8 protein-coding genes are annotated in these 12,365 nt (G+C 76.2%); 3 read left to right on the top strand and 5 right to left on the bottom strand.

Going from position 1 to position 12,365, the window contains the following annotated elements:
* Nucleotides 1-3: 3 nt before the first annotated feature.
* Both QMF98_RS12870 and QMF98_RS12875 read right to left on the bottom strand, forming a co-directional pair.
* Nucleotides 4-3,309: an ATP-dependent helicase gene (locus QMF98_RS12870; protein ID WP_337973404.1), complete on the bottom strand. Its 3,306-nt coding sequence runs from the start codon at nt 3,307-3,309 to the stop codon at nt 4-6.
* Nucleotides 3,306-6,608 (bottom strand): ATP-dependent helicase, encoded by a 3,303-nt coding sequence (locus QMF98_RS12875; protein ID WP_348773372.1) that lies wholly within the window; start codon nt 6,606-6,608, stop codon nt 3,306-3,308. Before QMF98_RS12875 ends, QMF98_RS12870 begins: the two co-directional genes overlap by 4 nt.
* A 153-nt stretch (nt 6,609-6,761) precedes the next feature.
* Between QMF98_RS12875 and QMF98_RS12880 the strand changes: the two genes are divergently transcribed.
* Entirely contained in the window at nt 6,762-7,550 is a 789-nt protein-coding gene (locus QMF98_RS12880) for a TetR/AcrR family transcriptional regulator (protein ID WP_337973405.1), read from the top strand.
* 120 nt (nt 7,551-7,670) lie between these two features.
* Nucleotides 7,671-7,895: a DUF3107 domain-containing protein gene (locus tag QMF98_RS12885; protein WP_263729547.1), complete on the top strand. Its 225-nt coding sequence runs from the start codon at nt 7,671-7,673 to the stop codon at nt 7,893-7,895.
* Between the two features lie 30 nt (nt 7,896-7,925).
* On the opposite strand, the gene QMF98_RS12890 is transcribed toward QMF98_RS12885, so the two are convergent.
* Nucleotides 7,926-8,699, bottom strand: coding sequence for a ferritin-like fold-containing protein (locus QMF98_RS12890; RefSeq protein ID WP_337973406.1), 774 nt, complete (start codon nt 8,697-8,699; stop codon nt 7,926-7,928).
* Nucleotides 8,700-9,017: 318 nt separating this feature from the next.
* Between QMF98_RS12890 and QMF98_RS12895 the strand changes: the two genes are divergently transcribed.
* Nucleotides 9,018-10,694 (top strand): DEAD/DEAH box helicase, encoded by a 1,677-nt coding sequence (locus tag QMF98_RS12895; protein ID WP_337975625.1) that lies wholly within the window; start codon nt 9,018-9,020, stop codon nt 10,692-10,694.
* Nucleotides 10,695-10,813: 119 nt separating this feature from the next.
* Here the strand turns inward: QMF98_RS12895 and QMF98_RS12900 are convergent, their stop codons facing one another.
* The gene (locus tag QMF98_RS12900; RefSeq protein ID WP_263729549.1) at nt 10,814-11,434 is read right to left on the bottom strand and encodes a MarC family protein; all 621 of its coding nucleotides are present in this window, start codon (nt 11,432-11,434) and stop codon (nt 10,814-10,816) included.
* Nucleotides 11,431-12,276, bottom strand: a complete 846-nt coding sequence (locus QMF98_RS12905) for a PHP domain-containing protein (protein ID WP_337975626.1) — start codon at nt 12,274-12,276, stop codon at nt 11,431-11,433. Before QMF98_RS12905 ends, QMF98_RS12900 begins: the two co-directional genes overlap by 4 nt.
* Nucleotides 12,277-12,365: the final 89 nt, after the last annotated feature.

Genomic DNA, 12,365 nt, shown 5'->3' on the forward strand with positions numbered 1-12,365 from the left:
TCGTCACACGGTGACACCACGGAGCATCGCGGCGATCTCCGCCTCGTCCATCAGGCGCTGCGGCCACACCGTCTGCTCCGCGCCGACGTAGCAGAACGCCGCACGCACCGACTCCAGCGGTGTTCCCGTCCACCGCGACCACGCGAGCCGGTACACCGCCAGCTGCAGCTCGCGGTGCGCCCGCTCGGCCGGGTCGGTCGGTGGCGCTCCCGTCTTCCAGTCGACCACCACCACGGCGTGCGGGTCACCGGGTGCGTCCGGGTCCGGGAACACCGCGTCGATGCGGCTGCGCAGCACGTAGCCGTCCACGGACGTCTGCACGTCCACCTCGACGGCCAGCGGCGTCCGGTACGCCCACGGGGAGCGCAGGAACGCCGCACGCAGCGCCGAGAGGTCGGCATCGACCGCGACCGAGTCGTCGTCGGCACCGGGTAGCGCATCGAGGTCCACCAGCGAGGCAGCCCCGAACCAGCCCTCGACCCAGGCGTGGAAGGCCGTGCCGCGGCGGGCCTGCGGGGCGGGGGCCGACGGGACCGGGCGGCGCAGCTCCGCGGCGAAGCCGGTCGCGTCGGCGTCGAGGCGCACCAGCGCCGACGCGGACAGGTGCGACGGCAGCTCCACGGGCCCGTCCGGCTCCCGAGCGGCGGACCGCTCGGCGAGCAGCCGGTCGGCGAGCACGTCCCACGCGGTTCCGGCACCGTCGGGCCCGCCGGCGCCCTGGGCGGCGGCGCGCACGGCGCCCGCCGCCTCCTCCAGTGCAGCGCGTCGCCGACCGTCGTCGCCGAACGGGTCGCCTGGCCACTGGGTGGTGGCCACCACGTCGTCACGCGGGTTGGCCGCGCCCACCTCGGGCGGCGCCTCCCAGCCGGCCTCCGAGACCGCCCCCGCCTCGAGCAGCTCGGCAAGGAACGGGGAGACGGCCCGTGGTCGGGTCGCGGTGCCCCACCAGGCACCCGTCAGCAGCAGGTCCGTCCGCGCACGGGTCAGTGCGACGTAGGCGAGCCGCCGCTCCTCCGCCAGCTCGTGCCGTCCGGCGTCCAGCCGGAACTCCAGCCGCCGTCGGTCCAGGTCTTGCGGGCTCGCGGCGCCGGCGTAGCGGAAGGCGGGGAGGTCGTCCCGGTCACCTCGCAGCGGGTACGGCAGCGTGCCGAGCCCCGTCAGCCAGCCCGAGCTCGTCGGCCCGTCGGCCCCGCTCGCCAGCACGGGAAGCACGCCGTCCACCAGGCCGGGCACGGCGACCACGTCCCACTCCAGCCCCTTGGCGGCGTGCACGGTGATCAGCTGGACGGCGTCCGGGTCGGGCTCGCTCACGGGCAGCTCGAGACCGTCCTCGCGCGCGTCGGCCGCCTCCAGCCAGGCGAGGAAGCCGCCGAGGGTGGGCAGCTCCGCAGAACGGGCGAACTCGCCGGCCACCTGGGCGAACGAGTCGAGGTGCAGGCGGGCACGGGCGGGGCCGACGCCCGGTCGGGACGCCACCTCGATGTCCAGGCCGAGCAGCCGTTCGGTCTCCGCCACCAGCTCCGGCAACGGCAGGTAGGTGTGCCGGCGGACGTCACGGAGCACGGTGGCGAGGCGCGCCAGCCGGGCCCGGCCGACGTCGGTCAGCACGCGCCCGTCATGGCTGCGCCAACCCGGTGCGGGCAGGTCGTCGAGCGCGTCGACGATGCTGCGCTCGTCCACCACGTCGTGCTCGCGAGAGCCGTCGTCGGTCGACCGCGACCTGCCCGGACCGCGGGCGGCGAGCTCGCGCGCCCAGGCCGCGAGCGCGTGCAGGTCCGCGGCACCGAGCCGGGTGCGCGCCCCGGTGAGCAGCCGCATCAGCGCGTCTCCGCGCGACGGGTCGTGGGCCGCCTGCAGCGCCGCGACCAGGTCGACCACCTCGGGTGTCGAGAGCAGCCCCCCGAGACCGACCACCTCGACCGGCAGCCCTGCCGCCCGCAGGGCAGGTGCCAGCGCCTCGAACTGCGACCGCTTGCGGCACAGGACGGCGGCGGTGACGCGGTGGCCGTCCTGGCTCGCCGGACGCCACCGCTCGGCGACGAACCGCGCGACCGCCGACGCCTCCTCCTCCACCGTGGCGCACATCAGCGCCGCCACGTGACCGGGCCCGGCGCCGGGCCGGGCGCCGAGCACCGGGACCTCCACGGGGTGCGCGCGAGCCGCGGCGGCAGCCCGCAGCGGACCCGCCACGAGGTTCGCCGCGTCGAGGATCGCCCGGTCGTTGCGCCACGAGGTGGAGAGCTGGTGCACGTCGGCCGGCCGCCGGCCGCCGTCGTCCACCACCGGGAACGAGGTCGGGAACCGTTCCAGACCGCCCGCACTGGCCCCGCGCCAGCCGTAGATGGACTGGTGCGGGTCCCCGACCGCCATCACGGGGTGGCCGTCGCCGAAGAGGGCTCGCAGCAGCTCCAGCTGGGCGTGGGACGTGTCCTGGTACTCGTCGAGCAGCACCACGCGGTACCGGTCCCGCTCGGCGCTCGCGACGGCGGGCACCTCGGCCGCCAGCCTGGCGGCCAGCGCGACCTGGTCGCCGAAGTCGATGACGTCTCCGGCGCGCTTGCGGTCCCGGTAGGCGGCCACCACGTCGAGCAGCCGCAGCCGCTCCTGCAACGAGCCGATCAGGGTGCGGAGCTCCTGCTTCAGCGGCCGCGGCGGATCCCCCGCGGGCGTCGACGTCAGGCTGTCGACGATCCGCTCGATCCCGCGCCGGGCGTCCGCCACCGTCACCAGGTGCTCGTCGAGCGCGCCGGACAGCTCGAGCACCGCGTCCACCACGGTGGACGTCGCCTTGTCCGTGTCGAGGTCGCCGGACCACGACTCCACGACGTCGGCCGCCAGCTGCCACTGCGCCGCCTCGCCCAGCAGCCGGGCGCCGGGCTCGAGGCCGAGGCGAAGGGCGTGCTCGCCGACCAGCCCCGCGGCGTAGGCGTGGTACGTCGAGACGGTCGGCCGGCTCAAGGCACCGAGGGGGTCGTCCGGGTCGTGCAGGCCGAGGAGCTCCGCACCGGGCAGCTCCAGCCGAGCCGACCGGGCGCTGCGCACCAGCGCCCGCAGCCGCCGACGGACGCGGTCCTCGAGCTCACCGGCCGCCTTCCGGGTGAAGGTGAGCCCGAGGACCTGCTCGGGCGCCGCCAGGCCGTTGGCCAGCAGCCAGACGACGCGCGCCGCCATCGTCTCCGTCTTGCCGGAGCCCGCCCCGGCCACGACCAGCGCCGGGCGCAACGGCGACTCGATCACCCGCTGCTGCTCCGGCGTCGGCGGTTCCTTGTTCAGCAGAGCGGCGATCTGCACCGCGGACAGCACGCTCATCCGGCCACCACCTGCTGACCCTCGTCGCGCAGCGGGCACGAGCGGCGCACCGGGCACCGGTCGCACATCGCGTTGTGCGTCGCGGGGAACCGCGCGGCCGCCATCGCACCGGCCACCTCGTCGATCATCGTCCGGGCCCAGCTCGGGCCGTCCGCCTCCGGGCCGATCGGCGGCTGCACCCGCTGGGCTGCCTTCTTGCCGCTGCCCAGGTACACCAGCCGGGCGTCGGCGCTGGACGTGCCGGCAGCCAGCTGCTCGAACGCGCCGCTCTCCACCGCCAGCTGGTAGGCGGCCAGCTGGGGGTTCGCCTCCGCCTCGGACTGCGGCGGCGGCGTACGACCCGTCTTGAGGTCGATCACCCGCACCGCGCCGTCGGCCGCACGCTCCACCCGGTCGGCCGAGCCACGTACCAGGGCGCGTTCGGTGGTCAGCGTGAACTCCGCCTCGACCAGCAGCGGCTCCCCCGCCGTCTGCACGTAGTCGGCCAGCCGGTCCACCATCTGCTCGGCACGCCGTCGCGCCGCTCGTGCCGGCCAGCCGTCACCGAGCCCCAGCTCGGACCACCGGCGGTCGAGCGCCTCCCTCAGCTCGGTCCTGGTCCCGCGAGGCAGCTCCTGAGCGATGGCGTGCACCAGCGTGCCGAGCGTCTGCTGGCCCGAGTCGGCGGGTGTGCCGCCTGCCGACTCCAGCGCCCAACGCAGCGTGCAGCGTTGCGCCGCCTCGATGCGCGACGGCGACACGGGCACGCGGGTGTCCTCGTCCCACAGCGGGGCGTCGGACGACGGCCGCGCCAGCCCCGACCACTCCGCCGGGTCGGCGCCCTCGACACCGGCGGCCGCCAGACGCGCGAGCGTACGTGCGGCGGCCCGGTCCGGGTGCCCGTCGGCGATCGAGGCGACCAGCGACGACCGGAGCGACGCCACCAGCCCGCGCAGGTCCAGCGGCGCCGGTGCGGTGGTCCGGCGCTCAGCCCCGTCCTCCGACTCGGGCGGCTGGACCAGGTCGAGGAAGGGCGACGGCTGCTGGTCCGTGTCCGCGACGGCCGTCACCAGCAGCCGTCGGCGCGCGCGCGAGCACGCGACCGTGAACGAGCGCAGCTCGTCCGCGAGCACCGCCGCCCGTGCCTGCACCGGGTCGCCACGACCGTCCGACGCCCCGGCGCGCCCGTCGAGCAGGTCCACCAGCGCCGCGGCGCCGAGCATGCTGTCCCGCAGCCGCAGGTCGGGCCACACGCCCTCCTGCACGCCCGTGACCGCCACCACGTCCCACTCGCGGCCGGCCGCGCCCGCGGGGGTCAGCACGCTGACCGCCTGGCGCCGGGCGCGCGCCGCCAGCGAGTCGACGGGCAGGTCCTGCCCCTCCAGCCACGTGACGAACGCCCCCGGCGGCGCCTGCGGGTTCCGGTCGACGAACGTCTCGGCCGCGCGGAACAGGGCCAGCACGGCATCGAGATCCCGGTCCGCCCGCTGTCCCGAGGCGCCACCCGACAGGGCCGCGCGCCGCCACGCCTCGGCGACGTGCGCGGCGTCCCACACCGCCCACAGCACCCCCTGCGCATCCGCGCCGTCGCGCAGCGCCGCGTCGCGACCCGCGGCCAGCACGGAGGCCAGCCGCCGCAACGGACGGGCGGCTGTCGGGGGCAGCCCCGCGGTCCTCGTCTGCTCCGCCGCGGCCTCGACCAGCAGCGCGTCGCTGCTGCGGCCGCCACCGCCGGCCAGCTCGACGGCGCGCAGGGCGCGCCGGACCCGTCGCAGGCCCACGGCATCGAGGCCGATCAGAGGCGAGCACAGCAGCCGAGCGGCCAGCGGCGCGTCGAGCGACGTCACGCCGCAGGCGATCCCCATCGCGTCGAGCAGGGGGCGCACGGCGGGCTCGTCGCGCAGCGCGACCTGCGACCCGAGCACGCTGACCGGAACGCCGGCCGCGGCCAGCGCCCGACGCAGCCGCGTGACACCGTCCCCGGACCGCGCCACCACCGCCATCCGGTCCCAGCCGAGCCCCTCCTCCAGCCGCGCGCTGCGCAGCGCGTGGGCCACCAGCGCCGCCTCCTGCGCCTCGCTCGGCAGCACCGCCACCCGCACCGAGCCGATCGGCGCAGCCGGCGGGGCGGCCGCACGTCGGTGCTGCGCGGTGCCGACCGTCCCGACCCGCTCGGCGACCCGGGCCGTCACCGCGCGAAGGACACTCCCCTGCCGCCAGGCCGTCGTCAGGGCCAGCACGCGCGCGTCCAGCTCGCCCGGACCGTGACCGGCGACCGCGGCTCGGGACACCAGTGCCGGGTCCGCCCCGCGGAACGTCTGCACCGCGGCGTCGGGGTCGGCAAGCAGCAGCAGCCGGGCACCGTCCTCCGCCAGCACGCGCAGCAGCCGTGCGGTGGCGGCGGTCGACTCCTGGTGGTCGTCGACGACGACGAGACCCCACCGCGGCCGTGGCACGCGGGGCACCTCCTCCGCCCACGACTCGAGCGCGCGCACCGCCTCGTCGACGACGACGGCGGGGTCGAGCAGGGCACCGACGTCCGGGGTCGACGTGCGCAGCGCCATCACCGCGAGGTACTCCTCGTAGACCCGCGCCGCGGCACACCACTCCGGCCGTTCGTGCCGCCTGCCGAGCGCGGCTAGCTCCTCGGGCGCCAGCCCGCGCTCCGCGGCACGCATCAGCAGGTCGCGCAGCTCGTCGCGGAACGCCCGCCGCCCGAGCGCCTCGACGGGTACGTCGGCCGGCCACCCGACCTCGGCCCCGTCGCCCTCGGCGTGGCCGGCGAGGAGCTCGGCGAGGACCAGGTCCTGCTCGGCCCCGGACACCAGCGCGGGCGGCGGCTCGCCGAGCGCCACCGCGCGTGCGCGCAGCACCGCGAACGCCACCGCGGCCGGCGTCTGCACCAGCGGACGTCCCGCGGTGTGCGGCCAGCGGGCCGCGAGCCGGTCGCGCAGGTCACCCGCGAGCCGGCGGCTCGCGGCCAGCACCAGCACGTCGTCGGCCCGGGCCCCGCGCCGAGCCGCCTCGACCACCGCCTCCAGCGCGACGGTCGTCTTCCCGGTACCGGGCGCGCCGAGCACGAGCAAGGCACGTTCGCCGCCCGCCACCGCCTCGACCGCCGCACGCTGGGCGTCGTCGAGCGTGACCGGCCTGCCCGGACCGTCCTGCGGTACGTCTGCCAGCGTCGGCCGCGCCAGCACCGGACCCGCAGCGGACGTGCTCGATCGACCGGCCGCCGTGCCGGACGTCCCACGGGCACCCGACCTGCCGACGTCCGCCGGTGCGCGGAGCACCGGAGGGGCGGACGGGCTGTCGGGCACGGCCAGATCCCACCACGTCCCACCGACATGCCCACGCACCACCGCCGCAGCCGACCTGGGTCGACCGCGCCGACCGGCGCCGAGCACCTCCCGCCGGCACGCTCACCCGGCGCCCACCGGGTCGCCCGGCCGTGGGCTGGCTACCATCACCGGATGAGCGCCGTCCCGCCCGTCGACGGGGACTCGGCCGCCTCCGTGCCGGCACCGCCGGCGGGCCGCGCCGCGGGTCCGCGGATGCGCCGCGACCAGCGCCGCGACCAGCTGCTGACCATCGCGCAGCAGCTGTTCGCCAGCGAGGGCTACCACCACGTGTCGATGGACGACATCGCCGACCGCGCGCTGGTCAGCAAGCCGGTGCTGTACCGGCACTTCCCGTCCAAGCTCGACCTCTACCTGGCGGTGGTGGACGCCTGCGGCGAGGACCTGCTGACCACCATGGACCGCGCGCTCGAACCGGTGCAGCACGGCCAGGCGACGGACGGTCGCGACGTCGTCGCCGCCATCGTGCGGGCGTACATCTCCTTCGTCGAGGTCGCGGGCGAGGCGTCCAGCCTGCTGTTCGAGTCCGACGTCACCCGCGACCCCGGCGTCCGGGCCCGGGTCGAGCGGGCCTCCGTCTCCACCGGGACGCGCATCGCCGAGGCGCTGCAGCAGGCCGCCGGCCTCGGGCCTGCGGAGGCCGCGACCGTGTCCGCCGCCCTGGTGACGATGGCGCAGGGAGCGGCGGTGCACCGCCTGCGCCATGCCGGCACGCTGACGGCGGAGGCGACCACGGACCTCGTCTCCCGGCTGGCGTGGGGCGGCGTGGGCGGCCTGATCACGGACGTGTCGCGGCCCGCCGGGAGCACGGCGCCGACCCGGGTCGGGACGACGGACGCGGCGCCCCACGGTGCCGAGGCGGCCGAGGCCGCCGACCCGGGGCCCTCGCCCGCCACCACCTAGGATCGACCGGTGGTGGCGCGTCAGCGCCCTGGGAGGCCACCCCGCCCGTCCCACCCCGGCGAAGGGGACGACGACGGGGACGACGACGGTGGGCTCCCGCACCGGACAGGAGGAGGAACGGTGGACATCACGATCGGCGTGCAGAACCTGCCCCGGGAGATCACGCTCGAGTCCGACCAGACGTCGGACGAGGTCGCCGCCGCCGTCGCCGCCGCGCTTGCCGGCAAGGCGGCGCTGGAGCTGGTGGACAGCAAGGGACGACGGGTCATCGTGCCGACCGCGACCCTCGGCTACGTCGAGATCGGCGCGGAGTCCCGGCCGCGGGTCGGCTTCGGCACCATCTGACGTCGGCGCACGACGGCTGCGCCGACCCGCTCAGGCGGTGAGGCGCAGCCGGTTCATCCGCCGGGTGTGCTCGGCCGTCAGCTCACCGAGCACCGCGGCGCTCTCGCCGGCCCGGGGCCGTGCGTTCGTCGTCGTCGGCTCCGCCTCCGCGGACTCCGGCCCGTGCCCGCTGCGCGCCGCGTGCAGCAGCCGCTCCAGCGCGGGCCGCTGCGCCAGCAGCCGCTGCACCACGCTGAGCGACTCACCGACCAGACGCCGGCCCCACAGCGCCAGCCGAGCAGCCAGCACCGTGTCCTGCGCGGACGCGGCGTCCAGCTCCGCAGCCGCCAGCTCCGCGGGCGACCCCGCACCGAGCACCTCGAGGACGAGGGTGCGCGAGCGCTCGTCCAGCCCCTCGGCGGCGAGCCGGCAGAAGTCGTCGGCGACGCCGTAGCCGACGTACGCGGTGAGGAGTCGCTCCCACCACGACCCCGGCGCCGTCCGGGCGTCGAAGTCGTCCATCACGTGCTCGTGCCGCGCCATCGCCGCCACCGGGTCGCCACCGAGCTCGGCGATCCGGTCGAGCACCCGGTCACGCCCCTGGACGCACTCGGCGGCGCACCGACTGAGCGCCAGGCGCTGCTCGATCGAGGGCGCCGCCTGGGAGTCGGCGGCGAGGCGGACGAACTCGGTGTGCGCCACCTGCGCGACGAGGCCCAGCAGCTCCACCGCATCGGCGGCCTGGGTCCCGGCGTCGGCGGCCTGGGTCGCGGCGGACGCCGGGGCGGACGTCTGCGGGGCGGGGACGGCTGCGTCGGCGGTCATCCTTGGAGGGTAACGCCCGGCGCACCGGGCGGCGCCACCGAGGTCCGGTAGACTCGCGCCCGTACATCGGTTGCCCGGTCGTCTTGCATCTCGGGTCCACCCCTGCGAGGTGGCCCACCTCCCCGGCACCCGGTCCGCTCGGACCGGACGTCGTGCGTGAGGCGGAATTCACGATCGGCTGCCGGCCAACCCGCGTGGCGCCGCCGCCGCGTCCGGGGTGCCAGGCGACACGCCGCGGCCGCCCTGGCCGCCGCCCGCCGCCACCCTTCGCAGTGAAGAGTCCACGTGACCACCACCGATCAGCAGCCGGCTGACACCATGCTCACCGCCGCGGACGCCGTCGCGACGCCCGTCGGCGCCTACTCCCGCGCGTCCTCCTCCGTGCAGGCCGTCGACGCCTCGTTCGCCGACTTCGACATCCGCCCCGAGACCGTCGCCGCGCTCGCGTCGCACGGCATCACGCACCCGTTCCCCATCCAGGCGATGACGCTGCCGGTCGCGCTCGCCGGCCACGACATCATCGGCCAGGCGAAGACGGGCACCGGCAAGACCCTCGGCTTCGGCATCCCGCTCCTCGAGCACGTGATCGCGCCCGACGAGGACGGCTACGCCGACCTGACCGCGCCCGGCAAGCCGCAGGCGCTCGTCGTCGTCCCGACCCGCGAGCTGGCCGTCCAGGTGGCCGGCGACCTCGCGATGGCGGCCGCGACCCGCAAGGTCCGCATCGTGCAGGTGTACGGCGGCCGTGCCTACGAGCCGCAGGTCGAGGCGCTCGCCCGCGGTGCCGAGGTGGTCGTCGGCACCCCCGGCCGCATGATCGACCTGCTCACGCAGCGCAGCCTGATCCTGTCCCACGCCCGCACGGTGGTGCTGGACGAGGCCGACGAGATGCTGGACCTCGGCTTCCTCCCCGACGTCGAGCGGCTGCTCGGCGCCACCTCCGCCAGCCGCCACACCATGCTGTTCTCGGCCACCATGCCGGGCGCGGTCGTCGCGATGGCCCGCCGGTACATGAGCCAGCCGACGCACATCCGCGCCAGCGACCCGGACGACGACTCCAAGACCGTCAAGAACATCCACCAGGTCGCCTACCGCGCCCACGCGCTGGACAAGGTGGAGCTGCTCGCGCGGATCCTGCAGGCCCGCGGCCGTGGCCTGACCATCGTGTTCGCGCGGACCAAGCGGACCGCCGCCAAGGTGGCGGACGAGCTGAACGAGCGCGGCTTCGCCGCCGGCGCCATCCACGGCGACCTCGGCCAGGGTGCCCGGGAGCAGGCGCTGCGCGCCTTCCGCCACGGCAAGGTCGACGTGCTGGTCGCGACCGACGTCGCGGCCCGTGGCATCGACGTCGAGGACGTCACGCACGTCATCAACTACCAGTGCCCCGAGGACGAGAAGATCTACCTGCACCGCACCGGCCGCACCGGCCGCGCCGGGCACAAGGGCACCGCGGTGACCTTCGTCGACTGGGACGACGTGCCGCGCTGGGGCCTGATCGACAAGGCGCTCGAGCTCGGCATCCCCGAGCCGGTGGAGACCTACTCCTCCTCGGCGCACGTGCGCGAGGACCTCGACGTCCCCGAGGGCATCACCGGACGGCTGCCGAAGTCGCAGCAGACCCGCGAGGGCCTGGCGGCGGAGGTGCTCGAGGACCTGGGTGAGACCGGCAAGCACGGCGGCGCCCCGAAGCACGACGGACCTCGCGGCCGCGGTGGCCGTGGCGACGGTCCTCGCGGCGAGGGTGGTCGCGGCGAGCGGAGCCGGCAGCGCTCCGGCGGTCGGTCCGAGGGCCGGTCGCAGGGACGGGGTGACGACGAGCGCACCCGCGCGTCGGACGCCGCACCTGCCACTGCGGGCGCAGCCCCCGTGAGCGGCGAGGCAACGTCCGCCGACGAGACGCGCAAGCGTCGGTCGCGCAACCGTCGGCGCACGCGTGGCGGCCGCCCGGTCGAGGGCGCCGCGGGCGCCACGGCGGAGGCCGGCTCCGAGAGCTGAGCCCGGAACCGCTTCCGGAACGACGAACGGGCCGTCGCTCGCACCTTCGGGTGCGGCGGCGGCCCGTCGTCGTCGGGGCTGCCGCGGGACGCGCCCGTCCGGTCGGACGCAGCGTCCGGTCAGACCTGCCGGGCGAACGTCAGCACGGCGTCCGCGAGCAGCTGCGCCGCGATCGCCGCGAGCAGCAGACCGGCGATCCGGCTGACCAGCATGGTCCCCGAGTCACCGAGCACCCGGTGGATCGCGTTGGCGAACCGCATCGCCAGGTAGAGGCAGATGTGCACGCCGACCACGGCCAGCGCGATGGCGATCCAGTCGCCCGCGGTGCGCGCCTGCTGCGCGAACACCATCGTCGCGACGATCGCACCGGGACCGGCCAGCAGCGGGGTGCCCAGCGGCACCATCGCGATGTTGCCGCGGGCGACGTCCGGCGCCGGCTCGTCGTCCATCTTCCCGGTGAGCAGCTCCATCGCCACCACCAGGAGCAGCAGACCGCCCGCCGCCTGCAGGGCAGGCAGCGAGACGTGCAGGTACGTCAGCAGCTGCTGGCCGAACAGCGCGAACCCGACGATCACGCCGAACGCGACGAGGATCGCCTGCCGTGCCGCCCGCACCCGCTGCGCGCGGTTCATCGCGCCGGTCAGCACGAGGAAGATCGGCACGGTCCCGGGCGGGTCCATGATCACGAACAGCGTGACGAACGCCGACAGCAGCAGCTGGACGTTCAGCACGGCCCTCACGGCCGGACCACCGGCATGCTCCCCCGCTCCTCGATCGCGGCCAGCACCGCCGGGTCGGTGAGGTTCTCCCCCAGCGCGTTCGGCTTGCCGGCACCGTGGTAGTCGCTCGACCCGGTGACCAGCAGCCCGAGTCGGTTCGCCAGCGCCCGCAGGCGGTCGCGCTGCGCCGGGCTGTGGTCCCGGTGGTCCACCTCGAGCGCCACCAGGCCCGCCTCGGCCAGCTCCTCGATGACGTCGTCCGCCACCACCCGGCCGCGGCCGTCGGCACCGGGGTGCGCGAACACCGGCACCCCGCCGGCGGCGACGACCGCTCGCACCGCGTCGACGGCGGTCGGCGCGGCGTAGCCGACGTAGTACGGACCCCGGGCGGACAGCAGGTCGACGAAGGCGGCGGACCGGTCGGGCACGACGCCCAGCTCCACAAGCGCGTCGGCGATGTGCGGCCTGCCGACGGCCACCGCGTCCTTCGCCTGCAGCAGCACGTCGGCCCAGGTCACCGGCACGCCGCCGGCCGCGAGCCGTGCCACCATCCGCTCCGCCCGGTGCTCCCGGGAGTCCCGCGTGCGGGCCAGCACGTCGGCGAGCACCGGCGCCGTCGGGTCCTGCAGGTAGCTGAGCAGGTGCACGCTGACACCGCCCGCGAGCGCCGACACCTCGGTGCCCCGCACCAGCGCGACGCCCGCGCGCTCCGCCTCGTGCGCCGCCTCGGCCCAACCGCTCGTCGTGTCGTGGTCCGTCAGGCCTACCACGTCCAGGCCCGCCGCCCGCGCGTCGCGGACCACCTGCGACGGTGAGCCCGTCCCGTCCGATGCCGACGAGTGCGTGTGGAGGTCGATGCGCACGTCGGACGGGGTCACGCGGACACGGTAGTGCCCGGATCGGACGCCTCCGCCCTGTCGTGGTGCCGATCGGCCGGGACGCCGCTGCTCCG

Source organism: Cellulomonas sp. NTE-D12 (genome assembly GCF_027923705.1).
In the GTDB taxonomy this organism is placed as follows: domain Bacteria; phylum Actinomycetota; class Actinomycetes; order Actinomycetales; family Cellulomonadaceae; genus Cellulomonas.